The 19284-nt window shown below is 59.4% G+C and carries 16 protein-coding genes and 2 pseudogenes; 8 read left to right on the top strand and 10 right to left on the bottom strand.

Annotated features, from left to right (window positions below; translation table 11 throughout):
* Positions 1–60: 60 nt before the first annotated feature.
* The 4 genes from AC0T4W_RS11180 to nudC all read left to right on the top strand — a co-directional run bounded on the left by AC0T4W_RS11180 (position 61) and on the right by nudC (position 5955).
* A complete protein-coding gene (locus AC0T4W_RS11180) occupies positions 61–2319 on the top strand; it encodes an Orn/Lys/Arg family decarboxylase (RefSeq protein ID WP_476319060.1) in 2259 nt (752 codons plus the stop codon).
* Between the two features lie 263 nt (positions 2320–2582).
* Positions 2583–3395 (top strand): crotonase/enoyl-CoA hydratase family protein, encoded by an 813-nt coding sequence (locus AC0T4W_RS11175; protein ID WP_476319059.1) that lies wholly within the window; start codon positions 2583–2585, stop codon positions 3393–3395.
* 50 nt (positions 3396–3445) lie between these two features.
* Entirely contained in the window at positions 3446–5125 is a 1680-nt protein-coding gene (locus tag AC0T4W_RS11170) for a FimL-related protein (RefSeq protein ID WP_476319058.1), read from the top strand.
* Positions 5125–5955: an NAD(+) diphosphatase gene (gene nudC / locus AC0T4W_RS11165; RefSeq protein WP_476323583.1), complete on the top strand. Its 831-nt coding sequence runs from the start codon at positions 5125–5127 to the stop codon at positions 5953–5955. The genes AC0T4W_RS11170 and nudC overlap by 1 nt, the downstream gene beginning before the upstream one ends.
* Here the strand turns inward: nudC and AC0T4W_RS11160 are convergent.
* A complete protein-coding gene (locus AC0T4W_RS11160) occupies positions 5923–6708 on the bottom strand; it encodes a TSUP family transporter (protein WP_476319057.1) in 786 nt (261 codons plus the stop codon). The two genes, nudC and AC0T4W_RS11160, sit on opposite strands and share 33 nt — an antisense overlap.
* Before the next feature lie 102 nt (positions 6709–6810).
* On the opposite strand from AC0T4W_RS11160, the gene AC0T4W_RS11155 reads away from it, so the two are divergent.
* Complete coding sequence (locus tag AC0T4W_RS11155; RefSeq protein ID WP_476319056.1) at positions 6811–7458, top strand: hypothetical protein; 648 nt, start codon at positions 6811–6813, stop codon at positions 7456–7458.
* Positions 7459–7516: 58 nt separating this feature from the next.
* On the opposite strand, the gene AC0T4W_RS11150 is transcribed toward AC0T4W_RS11155, so the two are convergent.
* The 4 genes from AC0T4W_RS11150 to AC0T4W_RS11135 form a co-directional block, all read right to left on the bottom strand.
* The gene (locus AC0T4W_RS11150; protein WP_476319055.1) at positions 7517–8284 is read right to left on the bottom strand and encodes an SDR family oxidoreductase; all 768 of its coding nucleotides are present in this window, start codon (positions 8282–8284) and stop codon (positions 7517–7519) included.
* Positions 8285–8317: 33 nt separating this feature from the next.
* Positions 8318–9385, bottom strand: coding sequence for a phosphotransferase family protein (locus tag AC0T4W_RS11145; protein WP_476319054.1), 1068 nt, complete (start codon positions 9383–9385; stop codon positions 8318–8320).
* A 472-nt stretch (positions 9386–9857) separates the two neighbouring features.
* Positions 9858–10169, bottom strand: a complete 312-nt coding sequence (locus tag AC0T4W_RS11140) for an SCP2 sterol-binding domain-containing protein (RefSeq protein WP_090255840.1) — start codon at positions 10167–10169, stop codon at positions 9858–9860.
* A 60-nt stretch (positions 10170–10229) separates the two neighbouring features.
* Positions 10230–10940, bottom strand: coding sequence for a histidine phosphatase family protein (locus AC0T4W_RS11135; protein ID WP_476319053.1), 711 nt, complete (start codon positions 10938–10940; stop codon positions 10230–10232).
* 210 nt (positions 10941–11150) lie between these two features.
* On the opposite strand from AC0T4W_RS11135, the gene sohB reads away from it, so the two are divergent.
* Both sohB and AC0T4W_RS11125 read left to right on the top strand, forming a co-directional pair.
* Positions 11151–12170 carry a protease SohB gene (sohB, locus tag AC0T4W_RS11130; RefSeq protein WP_476319052.1) on the top strand — a complete coding sequence of 340 codons (1020 nt, stop codon included), beginning with the start codon at positions 11151–11153 and terminating at the stop codon, positions 12168–12170.
* A gap of 19 nt (positions 12171–12189) precedes the next feature.
* Positions 12190–13179, top strand: coding sequence for a YhdH/YhfP family quinone oxidoreductase (locus AC0T4W_RS11125; protein ID WP_476319051.1), 990 nt, complete (start codon positions 12190–12192; stop codon positions 13177–13179).
* A gap of 57 nt (positions 13180–13236) precedes the next feature.
* Here the strand turns inward: AC0T4W_RS11125 and AC0T4W_RS11120 are convergent, their stop codons facing one another.
* From AC0T4W_RS11120 to AC0T4W_RS11100, 5 genes and pseudogenes are all read right to left on the bottom strand, one after another.
* Positions 13237–13734: a DUF934 domain-containing protein gene (locus AC0T4W_RS11120; RefSeq protein WP_304869268.1), complete on the bottom strand. Its 498-nt coding sequence runs from the start codon at positions 13732–13734 to the stop codon at positions 13237–13239.
* Entirely contained in the window at positions 13718–15376 is a 1659-nt protein-coding gene (locus AC0T4W_RS11115; protein WP_476319050.1) for a nitrite/sulfite reductase, read from the bottom strand. Before AC0T4W_RS11115 ends, AC0T4W_RS11120 begins: the two co-directional genes overlap by 17 nt.
* A gap of 437 nt (positions 15377–15813) precedes the next feature.
* Positions 15814–16431 (bottom strand): hypothetical protein, encoded by a 618-nt coding sequence (locus AC0T4W_RS11110; RefSeq protein WP_090386664.1) that lies wholly within the window; start codon positions 16429–16431, stop codon positions 15814–15816.
* Positions 16432–16438: 7 nt separating this feature from the next.
* A pseudogene (locus AC0T4W_RS11105) lies at positions 16439–17209 on the bottom strand (methyl-accepting chemotaxis protein); the annotation flags it as partial.
* 135 nt (positions 17210–17344) lie between these two features.
* Positions 17345–18007, bottom strand: a pseudogene (locus tag AC0T4W_RS11100) (cache domain-containing protein); the annotation flags it as partial.
* A gap of 368 nt (positions 18008–18375) precedes the next feature.
* On the opposite strand from AC0T4W_RS11100, the gene AC0T4W_RS11095 reads away from it, so the two are divergent.
* Complete coding sequence (locus tag AC0T4W_RS11095; protein ID WP_476319049.1) at positions 18376–19206, top strand: undecaprenyl-diphosphate phosphatase; 831 nt, start codon at positions 18376–18378, stop codon at positions 19204–19206.
* Positions 19207–19284 lie beyond the last annotated feature (78 nt).

Here is a 19284-nt window from a genome sequence, read left to right as displayed (position 1 = left end):
GCCAGCCTCTACCCTGAGGCGATAGGCAGGCTAGGGCCTGTCATTCCCAGGGACGCCACAATGTATAAAGACCTAAAGTTCCCCGTCCTGATCGTGCACCGTGACATCAAGGCCGATACCGTGGCCGGTGACCGGGTGCGCGCCATCGCCCAAGAACTGGAGCAGGACGGCTTCAGTATTCTCTCCACCGCCAGCTCCGCCGAGGGGCGCATTGTTGCCTCCACCCACCACGGTTTGGCCTGCATTCTGGTGGCCGCCGAAGGGGCGGGTGAGAACAGCAACCTGCTGCAGGACATGCTTGAGCTAATTCGCATTGCTCGCCGCCGTGCGCCGCAGCTCCCAATTTTCGCCATCGGTGAGCAAGTCACCATCGAGAATGCGCCGGCCGAGGCGATGATTGATCTCAACCAGTTGCGTGGCATTCTTTATTTGTTTGAAGACACCGTGCCATTCCTAGCTCGCCAGGTGGCCCGCGCCGCGCGCAATTATCTGGATTGCCTGCTACCGCCATTCTTCAAGGCGCTGGTGCAGCACACCGCGCAGTCCAACTATTCCTGGCACACGCCCGGCCATGGCGGCGGCGTTGCTTATCGCAAAAGTCCGGTAGGGCAGGCGTTTCACCAGTTCTTCGGGGAAAACACTCTGCGTTCTGACCTCTCGGTGTCGGTGCCGGAGCTGGGTTCGCTGCTCGACCACACCGGCCCGCTCGCTGAGGCTGAAGCCCGTGCGGCGCGCAATTTCGGTGCCGATCACACCTACTTCGTGATCAACGGCACCTCGACGGCGAACAAGATCGTTTGGCACAGCATGGTTGGCCGTGATGATCTGGTGCTGGTGGATCGCAACTGCCACAAGTCGATCCTGCATTCGATCATCATGACCGGCGCGATCCCGCTCTACCTGTGCCCAGAGCGCAACGAACTGGGGATTATCGGGCCGATTCCGCTGAGCGAGTTCAGTCGCGAATCGATCCAGGCGAAGATCGATGCCAGCCCGCTGGCGCGCGGTCGTGTGCCAAGCAGCAGCGGGGCGATGGTCAAGCTGGTGGTGGTGACCAACTCCACCTATGACGGCCTCTGTTACAACGCTGAATTGATCAAACAGACCTTGGGCAATAGCGTCGAAGTGCTGCATTTCGATGAGGCCTGGTACGCCTACGCGGCGTTCCACGAGTTTTATGCCGGGCGCTACGGCATGGGCACTGCACGTACCGAAGATGCGCCGTTGGTGTTTACCACCCACTCTACGCACAAGTTGCTGGCCGCGTTTAGCCAGGCCTCGATGATCCACGTGCAGGATGGTGGCGTGCGGCAACTGGATCGGGATCGCTTCAACGAAGCTTTTATGATGCACATCTCCACTTCTCCGCAGTACGGCATCATCGCCTCGCTGGATGTGGCCTCGGCGATGATGGAAGGTCCGGCGGGCCGCTCGCTGATTCAGGAAACCTTCGATGAAGCCCTGAGTTTCCGCCGCGCTCTGGCCAACCTGCGGCAGAACCTCAGTAACGATGACTGGTGGTTCAGCATCTGGCAGCCGGCCAAGGCCGAAGGCGCCGATGATGTGGTGACCGAGGATTGGCTGCTGCAACCGCAAGCCGATTGGCATGGCTTTGGCGATGTCGCCGAAGACTACGTGCTGCTCGACCCGATCAAGGTGACCCTGGTAACGCCAGGCCTGACCGCCGATGGCAAGCTGGCCGAGCGCGGCATTCCGGCGGCGGTGGTCAGCAAGTTCCTCTGGGAGCGCGGCCTGGTGGTGGAGAAAACCGGCCTGTATTCCTTCCTGGTGCTGTTCTCCATGGGGATTACCAAGGGCAAGTGGAGCACCTTGCTGACCGAGTTACTGGAGTTCAAGCGCAGCTACGACGCCAACCTGCCATTGAACGATGTGCTGCCCTCGATTACTCAAGCCGGCAAGACCTTCTATCACGGCATGGGCCTGCGTGACCTGTGCGATGCCTTGCATGCCTGTTACCGCGAAAACGCCACAGCCAAGGCGCTTAAGCGCATGTACACGGTGCTGCCGGAGGTGGCGATCAAACCGGCCGATGCCTACAACCAACTGGTGCGCGGCGAGGTGGAGGCGGTGCCGATTGAACAGCTGGAAGGCCGTATTGCTGCGGTGATGCTGGTGCCTTATCCGCCAGGTATTCCGCTGATCATGCCGGGTGAGCGTTTTACCGCGCAGACCCGCTCAATCATCGATTACCTGGTCTTTGCCCGCACCTTCGACCGCAGTTTCCCTGGCTTTGATGCCGATGTGCACGGACTGCAGCGCGAGGACGGGGTCTATACCGTGGACTGCATCAAGGCCTGATTCCGCTCTGGCCTGCAGCTTTGCTTGGCGGCACCGACGTTATGCGTCGGCTGCCGCCAGTCTTTCTCAGTAGATCAAGTGCTTATCGCCGATAAGTAAAAATTGAGCTTAACTTTGATGACGTGGTCTGCGTCACAGTGGCCAGCATCGACATTTGTCGGTTGGTTGTTATAGTTGCTCGATTTTTAGCATAAGAAGATTTTCATTGTGCGCCTGCGCTCCTACTGAGGGGTGCGCTTGCGCCCCAGCTGAGGATGACTGCCGTGTCCGACTACAAAGCCTTTAATGTCGTGTTGGCAGATAAGGTCGCCCATGTGGTGATCAATCGCCCGGAAAAAGTCAACGCGATGAACGCGGACTTCTGGCGCGAGATCATCGAGATTTTCCGCTGGGTTGATAACACCGATGAAGTGCGCGCGGTGGTGATCTCCGGCGCGGGCAAGCATTTCTCCTCAGGCATCGACCTGATGATGCTGGCCTCGCTCGGCAGCCAGATGGGCCCGGATGTCGGCCGCAATGCCGAAAAACTGCGGCGTAAGATTCTCGAACTGCAAGCCTCGTTCAATGCCGTGGACAACTGCCGCAAACCGGTGCTTGCAGCCATTCAGGGCTATTGCCTGGGTGGCGCGATTGATCTGGTGTCGGCCTGCGATATGCGTTACTCGACGGTCGATGCACAGTTTTCGATCAAGGAGATCGACATCGGCATGGCCGCCGATGTCGGCACCCTGCAGCGCCTGCCGCGCATTATTGGTGACGGCATGATGCGCGAGCTGGCCTTTACCGGCCGCACCATTGACGGTGAAGAGGCCCGTAGCATTGGCCTGGTCAACCGCACTTATGCTGATGCCGATGCCCTGCTTGATGGCGTAATGGGCATTGCCCGCGAGATCGCCAGCAAGTCGCCGGTGGCGATTCGTGGCACCAAGGAAATGATTCGCTACATGCGTGATCACCGGGTCGACGACGGCCTGGAATATATCGCCACCTGGAACGCCGCCATGCTGCAATCGGCGGATCTGCGGGTGGCCATGACGGCTCATATGAGCAAGCAGAAACCGGAGTTCGCTGACTGATGCTGTCCTTGCACCTGTTTTTATCACCGACACGGGAGGCGCAATAGCTCATGGTTTCTGGAGCCACGTCGCTTAATCTGGTGCGCGATGAACTGTTCACCACCATGGAGGAGGCTGAGTCGAGCCTCGAACACTTTATCGCCGACCGTCACAACGGCAGTCTGCTGCAGCAAGCTGTGGAAAACCTGCATCAGGTACGCGGCACGCTGAACCTGATCGAACTGGCCGGTGCCGAGCTGCTCGCTCAGGAAGTGCTGGATCAGGCCACTGACATTCCCGCCGGTGCCGGCGAAGAGCGCGATGTGCAGCTTTCCGCTTTAAGCAATGCGCTGCACGTGCTGCGCCGCTATCTGGAAAACGTAGAAGCGCATCGTCAAGAAATGCCGGAGCTGCTGCTACCAGCGATCAACGCTCTGCGTCAGGCCGGTGGTCAGCCAGCCTTGCCTGAAAGCTTCTTTTTCAGCGTGCGCCTCGACCATGCTCGCCCGCGTACTTCGCCGCCCTCGGTTGATGGTGCTGTGCGCGAAAGTGAAGGGCGCCGTCTGCGGCATATGTATCAGGTGGGGCTGCTGGGCTTTATTCGTGAGCAGAACCCGCAAGCCAGCCTCAAACTGATGGGCCGCGCACTGACCCGTCTCGACAGCCTGTTTGCCAACGAGCCGCGCGGTCGCCTGTGCTGGGTGGGCGCGGCGGCCGTTGAGGCGCAGGTCGACGGCCAACTGCTGGCGCGCAAGTCGCGTAAGCAGCTGTTCTCGCGGGTGGATCGCGAGCTCAAGCTGATGCTCGCCAATGGGCAGCACGAAGCGCCCCGTGGCCTGCTCAAGGAATTGCTTTATCTAGTGGCCCTGGCGGATACCCGTGGCCCGCAGGCGACAGCCCTGAGTGAAGTGTTCGGCCTGATGCCGTTGCCCTTTACCGATCACCTGCTGGAGGAGGAGTACCAGCGCCTCGCGGGTCCTGGCCAGGCGGTGATGCGTTCGCTGAGTTCGGCGATCCGTGAAGAGCTCAACAGCGTCAAAGATATGCTCGACCTGATCGAGCGCGGCACCCTGCAAAGTGACAGCCTCAATAACCTGCATGCTTTGCTCGGCAAGCTGAGCAAGACCCTGGGTATGGTCGGCCTGAGTTCGGCCGGCAACTCCCTTAACGCCCAGCTGAAAACTGTCGCCAACTGGAGCGAGGAGAGCGCACCAGCGCCTCAGGAACTGCACAAACTGGCCGATGCTGTGTTGTATGTCGAAGGTATGGTCGCCAGCCTGGAGCGTGGTGAGCGCCGTGAGGCGCGGCCTGCCCAGGCGCAGCCAGGTGACGAAGCCGAGTCTTTTGCTCTGCATCAGCTCAACGAAGCGCGCATCGTGGTGGTCGATGAGGCCCAAGCTGGCCTGGCCTTGGCTAAGCGGGCGATTACCGCATACCTGGAGTCGGGTGGCGAGCGCATGCACTTGTCCAACGTACCGTTCAGCCTGCAAGCCGTACGCGGCGGGTTGTGGTTCCTCGGTCAGGAGCGTGCCGCGCTATTGGTCGGCGCCTGCGCCGATTACATCCAGCAGCATATGTTCGATGCGCCGCAAATGCCGTCCGAGCAGATGCTGGAAACCCTCGCTGATGCCCTTAGCAGCCTTGAGTACTACCTCGAAGCCGGTGCAGTGATGCGTCCAGAAACCCAGCCAAGCGTGCTCGACCTCGCCGCCGAAAGCGTGCGGGCCCTGGGTATGCCTTTGGGAGTTTGATTATGCAGCGCTGGCTACCAGCCCATCTCAACAGCCAGCAGCCGGGTGGTTGGGTGCTGGCGCACTGCAAGCAACACTTTCTGGCAGGCAGCAACGGTGTGCTGTTCCCCCGTGAATGGCTGAAGAAGCAGGACCTGCCGATTATTACCGAGCATGGCCTCGGCCATTTTGACGGTGATGCGGTCTATCTGCTGGAGCTGAGCCAGCCCTTCGATATGCCCGGCTGCGCATGGCAGAGCCTGCGCCAATTTATGCTGCAGGGCGATGCTGACACCTTCAAGTTGCTTAGCTACGCCACGCAGATTGGCACCTGGGCCAGCCAGCATCGCTTCTGTGGCAGTTGCGGTGGGGCGATGCAACATGTTCCAGGCGAACGCGCGATGCACTGCGTGCGTTGTGAGCTGCAGCATTATCCGCGGCTTTCACCGAGCATGATCGTGCTTGTTACACGCGGCGATGAGATTCTTCTCGCGCGCTCACCACGCTTTGTTGCTGGGGTCTATAGCACCTTGGCCGGCTTCGTTGAGGCGGGCGAATCAGTTGAGCACTGCGTAGCCCGTGAAGTACGCGAAGAGGTCGGCGTCGAGATCAGCAACCTGCAGTACCTCGGTAGTCAGGGCTGGCCGTTTCCGCATTCACTGATGCTGGGCTTTCATGCCGAGTACGCCGGTGGCGATATCGTGATGCAGGTCGATGAAATCGAGGATGCCCAGTGGTTCAACGTGCATGATCTGCCGCCATTGCCGGCTTCGCGCTCGATTGCCCGCTACCTGATCGATGTTTATGTGGCGCGCCGTCTAGGCCAGCCCGAGCCAGTGCTGCCAGGCTAGGCGCACGGTCAACGCCAATACCACCAGAATAAATACTGGGCGGATAAACTTCGAACCGCCCTTGATCGCCGTGCGTGCGCCGAGAAACGCCCCGACCATCAGCGCCAAGCCCATGCAGATGCCCAGCATCCAGGCCACTTGCCCGCTGATGATAAACACCGTCAGCGCGCAGATATTACTGACGAAGTTCATGCTGCGCGCTACGCCGCTGGCCTTGACCAGATCGAGCGGGTAGAGCAGCAGGCTGCTGACCGTCCAGAAGGCGCCGGTGCCTGGGCCCGCCACGCCATCATAGAAACCCAGGCTAAGGCTCTGTGGCCACTGCCGGCCCTTTGCTATTGGCGCTTCGGCGAGCAGCGGCGCATCCGGGGTTTTGCCAAACAGCAGGTACAGGCCGCAGCCAAACACCACCGCAGGTAACAGCTGATTCAGCCACTCCGAGGGCAACCATTGCGCCATGGCCGCGCCAAGCAGGGCGCCGACCGCGGTGCCGATCAAGGCATTGCGCCATTGGCTGGGGTTAAACAGTTTGCGCCGATAGAAGGTGTAGCTGGCGGCGGCCGCGCCAAAGGTCGAGCTGAGTTTGTTGGTGCCCAAGGCCAGGTGCGGCGGCAGGCCGGCAGTCAGCAGCGCTGGAATGGTCAGCAAGCCGCCACCGCCGGCAATTGCATCGATAAAGCCGGCAATAAACGCGACCAGGGCGAGAATCGCCAGGGTGGTCAGGTCAACACTGAGTTCAAACGGGAAAGCCATTTAAAAACACGTCCTGTGTCTAATTGTGGTGTTCTCTGGCTGTTCGCCAGCCAGGTAGCTGCGCATAATGCCGGCAATTTCAAGCATAAGGAATGCACGGCGATGCAATACGGCGGACTGGCATGGGCAACGGCATTGCTGGGGTTACTGGCGGCCTTTGTTGCGGCGCGTATCCTGTTCAATCGGCACTGGTTTCTCGGCTGGTTGCGCGGCACCTGCGGCTTGGCATTTCTTGCGCTGGCGGCGCTGATTGGCCTGCTGGCTAATGATTTGCGCAGCTATGCAGCAATTCCTGAAGGCAAACCGCTGGCCACGCTGAGCTTCAAGGCAGACGGTCCGCTGTATCGGGTCAGTGTGCTGGAGGGCGGGCGTGAGCGCACGCTGACCATGGAGGGCGATCTCTGGCAGCTGGATGCGCGCTTCCTGCAGTGGAAGGGTTTGGCGGCGCTGATCGGCCTGCAGCCGGGTTACCGCCTGGAAAAACTCTCGGGGCGTTTTCTCTCCATCGAGCAGCAAAGCCTGGCGCAGCACACCCGTGTCGAACTTGCGCGCAGCCCTTACGGCATCGACCTGTGGCGCTGGCTGCGGTTGGGCCAGCATGATCTGTTTATCTTCGACCCTCAGGCGCGCCGGGTGACCTACCTGCCGCTGGCTGATGAAGCGGTGTACAGCATCAACCTGACGCCTGCCGGCTTGCTCGCCGAGCCGATGAACCCGGCGGCCAAGCAGGCGCTGAAAGACTGGCAGTAACTTCCAGCAGCTGTAAAAAAGGCGACCCGAGGGTCGCCTTTTTAGTGGATGGGTTTTCTCAGGAGAGAAAGCCGCCGTCCACATTCAACGCCACGCCGGTGGTGTAGCTGGACGCATCGCTGGCCAGGTACAGCACGGTGCCGGCCATTTCGCTTGGGTCCGCTACGCGCTTGAGCGGGATGCGCTGCAACGCGATCTTGAGGATGGCGTCGTTCTTGGTCAGCGCCGAGGCGAACTTGGTGTCGGTCAGGCCAGGCAGCAGGGCGTTGCAGCGAATGCCGAACTGCGCGCATTCCTTGGCGAAGACCTTGGTCATGCTGATCACCGCAGCCTTGGTCACCGAGTAGATGCCCTGGAACTCGCCCGGCGAAACCCCATTGATCGAAGCGACGTTGATGATGCTGCCACCACCGTTTGCCTTCATCAGTTTGCCGCCTTCGATGGACATAAAGTAGTAGCCGCGAATGTTCACATCGACGGTCTTCTGGAACGCGCCCAGGTCGGTGTCGAGTACGTTGCAGAACTGCGGGTTGGTGGCGGCGTTGTTGACCAGAATATCGAGGCGGCCGAACTGCTCCTTGATCTGCGCGAAGACGTTGCTGATCTGCTCCATTTCACCAATGTGGCAGGCAATGGCCGTGGCTTGGCCACCGTCAGCGATGATCGCGTCGGCGACTTTCTGGCAGTCATCGATCTTGCGGCTGGAGACGATCACATGGGCGCCTTGCTGGGCCAGCAGTTTGGCAATGGCTTCACCGATGCCACGGCTGGCGCCGGAGACGAAGGCAATCTTGCCGTCGAGGTCGAACAGTTGGGTCTTGGACATGCGGTTCCCCTTATCTGAAGGCGTTAGGCCGGATTACAGCTGCGATTTATTGATGACCTGCAGGCTCATCTGCTCCAGCAGCTTGTTCATGTGAATGAACTGCGCGAAGCGTTTGTCCTGGGTCTGGCCGTGGAAATAGCGGTAGTAGATCTGCTGCACGATGCCGGCCAGGCGGAACAGGCCGTAGGTGTAGTAAAAGTCGATGCTGTTGATTTCGATGCCCGAGCGTTCGGCGTAGTAATCAGCGAACTGCTGGCGGGTCAGCATGCCTGGGGCATTGCTGGGCTGACGGCGCATCAGCTGGATCGGTGCGGAGTCGCCGGCTTCGATCCAGTAGGCGAGGGTGTTGCCCAGGTCCATCAGCGGGTCGCCGATGGTGGTCAGCTCCCAGTCCAGCACGCCGATGATCTGGCTCGGGTTCTGCGGATTGAGGATCACGTTGTCAAAGCGGTAATCGTTATGCACGATGCCAGGCTTGTGGTGATCGGCGGGCATCTTGTCCTTGAGCCAGGCCTTGACCGGCTCCCACAGCGGCGCGTCGGGGGTCAGGGCCTTGTCGTAGCGATCGCTCCAGCCACCGATCTGGCGCTGCACATAGCCTTCGGGCTTACCCAGGTCGCCCAGGCCGCAGGCCTGATAGTCGACGTTGTGCAGTTCGACCATCTTGTTGATAAAGCTCTTGCACAGCTCGCGGGTCTGCTCGGCGCTGAAGTTCAGCTCGGCCGGCATGTCCGAGCGCAGGATGATGCCGTTGACCCGCTCCATCACATAGAACTCGGCACCGATCACCGACTCGTCGGTGCAGTGCACGTAGGCTTTCGGGCAGTAGGGGAAGCCGGCGTTGAGCTGATTGAGGATGCGGTATTCGCGGCCCATGTCGTGGGCGGATTTAGCCTTGTGACCAAAGGGCGGGCGGCGCAGTACAAATTCGTTGTCGGGGTATTCCAGCAGATAGGTCAGGTTCGAGGCACCGCCAGGGAACTGGCTGATGCGTGGCTCGCCCGTCAGACCGGGGATATGCGCCTTGAGGTACTGGTCGATGACCGCGACGTCGAGTTCTTCGCCTTCGCGGATTCGGGTGGACTGGTCAGTAAGCGCCATGTTTATCCCTTCTGCTTATTATGGGTCTAGGGTCTGTTGCCGTTTCGTCGCGAGCCGCGTTGCTGCGCAAAATCTCGCCAGGCTAGGCGGAGGACGCAGGTAATGGTGTTCCCTTGCCAAGTCCTCCAACACCGCATGGCGAGAGTTTGCGCGCAACCCGCAGGGCCGGGCCTGTTTTAGCGCGATACTGCGTTTCTCGACACTCATTTGGAACAACCAAACGTCGTGTCTCGTGCCTTGCCTCGCGCTAAAACAGGCTCCGGCGCGGCCGCGAACGAAACGGCAACAGACCCTAAGATAATTAGCTAATCTAATGCTGCAGCCTGTGCCTCACAAGGATTACCCGCCGTTATAGGTGGGCGTGTTGCTCCCTAATCAAGCTGCCTGATTGGCCATTCAAGCCCGGTTTTTAGTCATAAAAAAACCGGAGTCGAGGACTCCGGTTTGTTTTGTATCTTCGTTGCCTTGACGCTTAAACCGGGAACAGCTCGCCCAGTTTCATGGCCAGCATCATGTCGCCTTCGGCGCGCAGTTTGCCGGACATAAAGGCTTGCATACCGTCGGTTTCGCCGCTGGTAATGCCTTTCAGGGTTTCGGTGTCCATGATCAGGGTCACGTTGGCGTTGGCGTTATCGCCTTTCTCAACGGCGCAGGTGCCGTCTTTAACGATCAGGGCGTAGTTCTCGCCGTCTTCGATGTTGAATTGGAACACCAGGTCCAGGCCTGCAGCGGCACCGGCGTTGAATTTGGACTGCATGGTATTGACGATGTCTGCAACGCTCATGGTTTCTTCCTTTTTCTCAGGTTTTTTCTAGCGCCCTAGATGGGTGCAGTGGGCCGCAGCTCAGCGATAGGTGATGAGCTGCGGCGCCTTCAACAGCTGCAAATGCACATGGCTGTTGAAGGAAGCCAGGCTCACTTGGCTGCCGCGAAACTTCAGGCAGCTTAGTGAGGTGTTAACAATTTGCCAGTTCAGCTCGAAAGCCTGCGCCGGCGCGATACCCGTAATCAGATGCAGCAGGGCGGTAATAGTGCCGCCGGAGGTGAATACGGCGATGTTCTGTTTGCTGTCGGCTTGCTCCAGCAGGCGAGTAAGGCCGCCCTGGACCTGCTCGACGAAGCCTTGCCAGCTTTGCAGGTCCGGCGTGTCGTGTTCGCCGCAAATCCAGCGGCCAATCAGTTTGGCGAACAGGCGCTGAAATTCAGCACGGTTTTGCGCACCATTGCGCAGGATGTGCAGGGCTTCAGGTTCTTCACCAAGCATGCCCGGCAGCAGGCTGCGGATTACCGCGTCAGCGTCGAACTCATTAAAGGCCGGGTCAATGTCCAGTGGTGGTACACCAATGCCGGCGTTGTGCAGCTGTTGCAAGGTACTGTTGGCCGTGTGCTGCTGGCGGCGTAGATCACCGCTGACGCTGCGATCAATACGCGTGCCGAGTTGGGCGAGGTGCGCGCCCAACACTTCGGCCTGGCGAATTCCAATGGGCGATAGCACATCGTAATCGTCTGCACCGAAGGAGGCTTGGCCATGTCGAATCAGGTAGATGCTGCCCACGTCCGCTCGATTCCGGTACGTTGAAAGTTTCGCGAGGGTATGGGGAAGCTCAGGAGCTGTCAACGTAAAAACATACGCTTGTTTGAATTGCATGGGTGCTCTGAATGTCGAGGCCTTGCTTGCTGGCCGCCAACCCGGTGCCTCGGTATGCTTGGGCACTATTGCGTGCGGTCGATGAGCATGCGTTGCCATTGGGACAAGGGGAAATACGTGGAGTTTTTTGCAGAGTACTTAGGCTTTCTGGCCAAGACAGTGACCTTGGTTGTGGCCATTGTGGTGGTGCTGGTGACGATTGCCGCACTGCGCAGCAAGGGCCGCCAGAGCACTGGCCAGCTGCAGGTGAACAAGCTCAATGACTTCTTCAAGCAGCTGCACCAGCGCATGGAGCAGGCGGTACTCGATAAGGAGCAACTGAAAGCCGCTGCTAAAGCCGAAGCCAAAGCCGCCAAGCAGGCAAAGAAAGCCGGTATTCATAAGCCGCGCGTCTACGTGCTGGATTTTGACGGCGATATCAAAGCCTCGGCCACTGACAGCCTGCGCCACGAAATCACTGCTTTACTGACTATGGCAACACCGCAGGATGAAGTGGTGCTGCGTCTGGAAAGCGGCGGCGGCATGGTGCACAGCTATGGTTTGGCTTCTTCACAGCTGGCGCGGATTCGTCAGGCGGGCGTGCCGCTGACCATCTGCATCGACAAAGTCGCGGCCAGCGGCGGTTATATGATGGCCTGCATTGGCGAGAAGATCATTTCCGCGCCGTTCGCCATCCTCGGCTCAATTGGCGTGGTGGCGCAGCTGCCTAACGTGCACCGCCTGCTGAAAAAGCATGACATTGATTTCGAGGTACTGACCGCCGGTGAGTATAAACGCACCCTGACGGTGTTCGGCGAGAACACCGAGAAGGGCCGGGAGAAGTTCCAGGAAGACCTGGAAACCACCCATGAGTTGTTCAAGGGCTTTGTTGCCCGCTACCGACCGCAGCTGGACATTGACCAGATTGCCACCGGTGAAGTTTGGTTGGGCCTGGCGGCATTGGAGAAGCAGTTGGTCGATGAGCTCAAGACCAGCGACGAATACCTGGCAGAGCGCGCGAAGAGCGCCGAGCTGTTTCATTTGCACTATGCCGAGAAGAAAACCCTGCAGGAGCGCGTTGGACTGGCGGGCAGCGTGGCATTGGATCGCTTCGTCCTGAACTGGCTGAGTCGTTTGAGTCAGCAGCGTTTCTGGTAACCGTTTTAAGGGAGTTGATATGAACACGTTCAGTGCATTGCAGGCCCGTGAGAGCGCAGCGGGCGGTTTCGAACAAGTGATTGTGCAGCGCGAGATTGACGACTTGCCGGCCGGCGAGCTGCTGATTCGGGTCAAGTATTCCTCGCTCAACTATAAGGATGCGCTGTCGGCCAGTGGCAACCGCAGCGTGACCAAGAGTTTTCCGCACACCCCAGGCATCGACGCTGCCGGTGTGGTGGAGGCATCCAGCGTGGCCGAATTAAGCGTGGGTGATGAGGTGATCGTCACCGGCTATGACCTGGGGATGAACACCTCGGGCGGCTTTGCTCAGTACATTCGTATTCCTGCCAGCTGGGCATTGAAGCGGCCCAAGGGTTTGTCGCTGCGCGAGGCCATGGTGCTCGGCACCGCCGGGCTTACCGCCGCGCTATGTGTCGACAAGCTGGAGCAAAGCGGGCTGACGCCGGATGCGGGCAGCGTACTGGTGACCGGCGCCACCGGTGGGGTTGGCAGTGTCGCCGTGGCTTTGTTGACCACCCTGGGTTACCGCGTTGCAGCATCGACCGGCAAGGCGGAGCAGGGTGATTACCTCAAGGCGCTGGGCGCGCAGCAGATTGTGCTGCGTTCTGAATTGCTGGACGGCAGCGACAAGCCGATGCTCAAGGAGCAGTGGGCCGGCGCGGTGGATTGCGTGGGCGGGGATATCCTGTTCAATGTGGTCAAGTCGCTGTGCTACGGCGCCAGCGTTGCCTGCTGCGGCCTGACGGCTGGCGTCGGCTTCAAGGGCAGTGTGCTGCCGTTTATCCTGCGTGGAGTGAACCTGCTGGGGGTCGACTCGGTCGAGCTGCCTCTGGTGGTCAAGGCCTCGATGTGGGACCGGTTGTCGTTGCAGTGGAAGGTCAATCTGGATGCGCTGGTCAGCGAAGTGACGCTTGAGCAGCTGCCGGATGCGATTGCCCAGGTACTCGCAGGCAAACAGGTTGGGCGAGTGTTGGTCAATCTGGGTTAAGTAACGAGAAACAAAAAAGGCCACCTCAAAGGGTGGCCTTTTGCTTAGCGTGCCGGATCAGGCGCGGCGGCGGAACAGCGGCAGAGGCTGGTCCGTGGAGGCCTGATACACCTCGCTGAACTCCTCGAAGGCTTTCAGGGCGTCCAGCGGGTCTTTGTCCTCGCGCAGGGCGAAGGCATCGAAGCCCACGCGCAGGTAGGAGAACAGCTGATCGCGCAGCACATCGCCGATGGCGCGTACTTCGCCTGTGTAGCCGTAGCGGTTGCGCAGCAGGTAGGCGGTGGAGCAGTGGCGGCCATCGGTGAAAGCAGGGAAGTTCAGCGCGATGACCTGGAAGTTATCCAGTTGATCGGCGATTTCCTCGATCTCCTCACCGGCGTCGAGCCATACGCCCAGGCCGCCATCGCGGGCCTTGAGCGCGGTGCTGTGTTCAACCCACAGGCCCAGCGGCACGATCAGATCGTCGCAGTTAGGGATGCCGTCCAGCGTGGCGTCCTTGGGCAGCAGGTGCCAGCTTTCGTCGATCAGCTGGCCGTTCTTAATGATTCGCTGCATATACGCGCTCCTTGAACGGGGCAACACCGATACGGCGGAAGGTGTCGAGGAAGCTTTCCTCTTCGCTACGCTGCTCGACATAGACCTTGACGATCTTGTCGATCACGTCAGCCATGTCCGCTTCGGCGAAGGAGGGGCCGAGGATCTGCGCCAGGCTGGCGTCACGGCCAGCGTTGCCGCCGAGGGAGACCTGATAGAACTCCTGACCTTTCTTGTCGACCCCGAGGATGCCGATATGGCCCACGTGGTGGTGACCGCAGGCGTTCATGCAACCGGAAATGTTCAGGTCGATATTGCCGATGTCGAACAGGTAATCCAGGTCATCGAAACGGCGCTGGATGGCTTCGGCAATCGGGATCGACTTGGCGTTGGCCAGGGAGCAGAAGTCACCGCCCGGGCAGCAGATGATATCGGTCAGCAGGCCGACGTTCGGCGTGGCAAAACCATTCTCGCGCAGCTCGCCCCACAGGGTGAACAGCTGCGCCTGCTCGACGTCAGCCAGAATGATGTTCTGGTTGTGGCTGTTGCGTACTTCGCTAAAGCTGTAGCGGTCGGCCAGATCGGCGATCACGTCGAGCTGCTTGTCGGTGACATCGCCTGGCGCCACGCCGGTCGGCTTGAGCGACAAGGTGACGGCGACATAGCCGGGCTTCTTGTGGGCAAAGGTGTTGCGCTGACGCCAGCGGGCAAAGCCTGGGTGCTCGGCATCCAGGGCCGCCAGCGCGGCATCTTGGTCGTCGAGGACTTTGTAGCTTGGGTCGATAAAGTGCGCAGCAACGCGGGCCACTTCAGCTTCGGTTAGGGTGGTGGGGCCGTCTTTCAGGTGAACCCACTCGGCATTCACGCGCTCGGCGAACACTTCAGGGGTCAACGCCTTGACCAGTATCTTGATGCGCGCCTTGTACTTGTTATCACGACGGCCATAGCGGTTGTACACACGCAGGATGGCGTCGAGGTAACTGATCAGGTGCTGCCACGGCAGGAATTCGTTGATAAAGCTACCGACGATTGGGGTGCGGCCCAGGCCGCCACCAACGGAGACGCGGAAGCCCAGCTCACCGGCGTCGTTCTGTACCGCTTCCAGGCCGATGTCGTGCACTTCAATCGCTGCACGGTCGCTCACGGCACCGTTAACCGCAATCTTGAACTTGCGCGGCAGGTGGGTGAACTCGGGGTGGAAGGTCGACCACTGACGGATGATTTCGCACCACGGACGTGGGTCGATGATTTCATCCTTGGCCACACCGGCGAACTGGTCGGTGGTGGTGTTACGGATACAGTTGCCGCTGGTCTGGATCGCGTGCATCTGCACGGTGGCCAGCTCGGCGAGAATATCGGGCACATCTTCCAAGTCTGGCCAGTTGAACTGCACGTTCTGGCGCGTGCTGATGTGCGCGTAACCCTTGTCGTAGTCACGGGCAATCTTAGCCATCATGCGCACTTGGGCAGAGGACACCAGACCATACGGCACGGCGACGCGCAGCATGGGAGCAAAGCGCTGGATATACAGGCCATTTTGCAGGCGCAGCGGGCGAAATTCTTCGCCGCTCAGTTCGCCAGCGAGGTAACGGCGGGTTTGATCGCGGTACTGCTTGACGCGGTCTTCGACGATTTGTTGGTCGTACTGGTCGTATACGTACATGGGGTGTCCTGTTATCAGGTACAGCTAATCAGCGCGCACGGCCGCGCACTCCCTGCGGAGCCGGAGGAAGATACCAGCTCAGGGTTATGCGCAAAAGTGATGTTTAAGTATATGGAAAGAACTTAAAGGGATAAGCCGGCCATGGAACATAGCCCCATGGCTTGAGTAAGCGGGCATGCTGGTCTTAACTGCATAAGACGATTCACCCATAAACACAACAAGAGGGGTAGTCCATGAGCGAACACAGTGAACTGGATAATGCTGACAGCGTGGTCGATGCCAAGGCTATTTTCGCCTTGATTGTGATTTTCGTGGTCACGGCCGTTTTCTGGGTCAGCCAGCAATAAGACCCAGTTGGTGGATACAGCACAAAGCGGGCATCCGTTAACGGATGCCCGCTTTTTATTGGCTTATTGGCCGCAGTGCAGGGCTGCTATTCAGTGGCAGCTGAGGCTGTCGGCCTGGCGATAGAGCATAAGCAGTTTACGGGTAATGGACTGCTGAATATCGTCGCGCTCGAAGGTCGATAGCCGCGTCAGGCGGCTGACCTGTAAGCGATGCAGGTGGATGTAGGGCATCTGCTGATCGAACTCGCGAAGGTCGCCCTTCATCATGATCGGCAGGAAGATATCACCGGCCTTCTTCTGGTTACTGATGATCTGCGCCAACGCCGGTTTGAACGGCATGGTTTTCGGCGCAGGGCCGCCTTCCTTGATCATCGTAGTCAGCAGCAAGCCTGGCTTGCGCAAGACCACACCGGGCAGCACGCACAATCCGGTCTTGCGTACGGCATGCGCCTCGATGCCATGCAGGGTGTCGTGGAAGGCGTAGGGGTTGGGCAGCACCACCATCTTGCGGCCCATATCGCTGGGGAAGTGCAGGTCGTAGTTGGTGTACAGCTGGCGCGTCGATTCTGAGTACACGCACAGGCGATTTTCGAACAGCTTGATAAAGCGTTCGGCTAACTCGCGTCGGGCGATGCTGTCCAGGTCCCAGATCAGGTCCTGATTCTGCGGTTTGCTCAGGTCGACTTCCTGGTGTTCCATGTCGCTCATTGCGTTCTCATACCCTGAACTGCCCAAGCAGCCGGTTTAGCTGCTCGGCCAACTGACCTAGGCGTTGCCCGGCATCGCTGGATTGCTGCGCCGCCAGGGCATTGTTATGGGCCAGGCTGGCTGCCTGGGTGACGTTCTGGTTGATGTCTTCGACCATGTGCGATTGTTGCAGTGTCGCGCTGGCGATGGAAGCGTTCAGGCCGGTGAGATTACGCAGCCCGCTGGCGATCAATGTGAGGTTAGCACCGGCCTGGCTGGCTTGTTCAATGGTCAGCTGCGAGGCTTTGCTGCTGTCGTTGATTACCTTGACTGCGGCTTCCGAGTTGCCTTGCAGGCGCTCAATCATCACTTGGATTTCCGCCGTGGATTTTTGTGTGCGCTGCGCCAGCAGGCGCACCTCATCGGCGACCACAGCAAAGCCACGGCCTTGCTCGCCGGCACGGGCGGCTTCGATAGCTGCATTGAGCGCGAGCAGGTTGGTCTGATCGGCAATCGAGCGGATCACCTCCAGCACGCTGCCGATCTGCGTACTTTCCTGGGCCAGGGCCTGAATCACCGCCACGGCCTGGTCGATGGTGCCGGACAGCTCGTTGATCTGCCGCAGGCTCGCTTCAATGCTCTGCTGGCCTTGCAGGGCTTGCTCTTCTGCTGCGTGCACTTCGGATGAGGCATGTTCGGCGTTCTTCGCTACATCCTGCACACCGTAAGTCACTTCATTGATCGCAGTGGCCACCAGCTCCATCTGCTGGGATTGCTGTTCGCTGTGCTGCTGAGCCTGGCCGGAAATCTGACCGAGGTTGCGCGCGGCGGCATCGAGCTGACCGGCAGAATCGAGGGACTGCTTGATCACCAAGCGTAGCTTGTCAGTAAAGGTATTGAAGTGGCGGGACAGGGCGGACAGTTCATCGTTGCCGTTCGTGTCGAGGTTGCGCGTCAAGTCGCCATCGCCGCTGGCGATATTGGCCATGGCGCTTACAGCTTGCTGCAGGGGGCGGGTGATGCTGCGTACGATCAGCACGATCAGCAGGGCCACCAGCGCGGCAATCACCAGGCCGATCACTATGGTTTTCAGCGCCCGAGCCTGAAACTCGGCCTGAACGTCATCCACATAAACGCCAGAACCGATGATCCAGCCCCAGGGTTGGAACAGTTGCACATAGGACACTTTGGGCACAGGGTCGCTGGCGCCCGGTTTGGGCCAGCGGTAATCGACCTGGCCAGCGCCTTGGCGTTTGCTGATGGCGACCATTTCATTAAACAGCGCCTTGCCGTCAGGGTCCTTAAAGCCTGAGAGGTTCTGGCCTTCGAGTTTGGGGTTAGTCGGGTGCATGACCATCACTGGGGTCTGATCATTGATCCAGAAGTATTCCTGGCCGGCATAGCGCAGGCCGCGGATGGTTTCCATCGCCTGTTTTTGTGCATCTTCGCGGGGTAGGCTGCCGGCTGCTTCCAGGGCGTAATAGTGCTGCAGAATGCCTGCGGCGCTCTGTACCACGTGCTGGGTTTTCTCGGCTTTGGCGGCGTACAGATCGGCGTGGATCTGCTTGAGCAATAATGAGCCCTGAATAATCAGCATAACGATGGCGACCACCAGAATCAGCCATAAACGACGGTTAATGGGCAGGCTGCGAAGGCTGTTCATGGCTTTGCTCTCTCTTTTTCCTGCGTTGGACTGTCTCTATGTCGGCCAGCGCCGCATTTTGACTAGGTTAGACCTTAGGTTAGTTGATGAAAGCATGGCGCACGGCTGTGTCTGGTTATTGCTATTTGCCGCGCGAGCTCCTTGCGTTCTCTGCTAGGATTTGCCCGCTTGAGCGTTAAGCAAATGATTTGCCTGCTTTTTCTACTCCCTGTGGGTTGCTGTTATGGCGGTGCTGGCAGGCCGCGACTTTTTATCGTTAGTGCAGTTTCAGGTGCGCGTGCTGCATCTTTTAAGGAGTGGAAATGGATCTTTGGGTAGCTGTTCAGGCGTTGATTTTGGGCATTGTCGAGGGCATTACCGAGTTTTTGCCGATCTCCAGCACCGGGCACCAAATTATCGTCGCCGACCTGATAGGTTTTGGCGGCGAGCGGGCGATGGCCTTCAATATCATCATCCAGCTGGGGGCAATTCTGGCGGTGGTGTGGGAGTACCGACGCAAGATTCTCGACATCGTTGTCGGCCTGCCCAAAGAGCCGCAGGCGCAACGCTTTACCGCCAACCTGCTGATCGCCTTTCTGCCTGCCGTGGCGCTGGGCGTATTGTTTGCCGACCTGATTCATCATTACCTGTTCAACCCGATCACCGTGGCCCTGGCGTTGGTGGTGGGCGGTGTGATCATGCTCTGGGCCGAGCGCCGGACGCATCTGGTACACGCCGAGAGCGTGGACGACATGACCTGGAAGGACGCGCTGAAGATCGGTTTCGCCCAGTGCCTGGCGATGATTCCGGGCACTTCACGCTCCGGTGCGACGATCATCGGCGGCCTGCTGTTCGGCTTGTCGCGCAAGGCGGCCACCGAATTTTCCTTCTTTCTTGCCATGCCGACCATGGTCGGTGCTGCGGTGTATTCCGGCTATAAGTACCGCGATCTATTCCAGGCCAGTGATCTGCCGGTGTTTGCCATTGGCTTTGTCACCTCGTTTATCTTCGCCATGATTGCGGTGCGGGCGCTGCTCAGCTTTATCGGCAAGCACAGCTATGCAGCGTTTGCCTGGTACCGCATCGGTTTCGGCTTGCTGATTCTGGCGACCTGGCAGCTGCAGTGGATTGACTGGAGCACCGCGCAGGGCTGATTACTTAGGCTGTATTCGGCAGATGGATTAAAGGCGCACCCCAGGGTGCGCCTTTGCCAGAGTGGCCTTGGTTATCGG

This window comes from Pseudomonas sp. C7.1, from assembly GCF_056312395.1.
The sequence above is the reverse complement of the archived record's forward strand: the minus strand, read 5'-3'. Positions and strand labels throughout refer to the sequence as shown.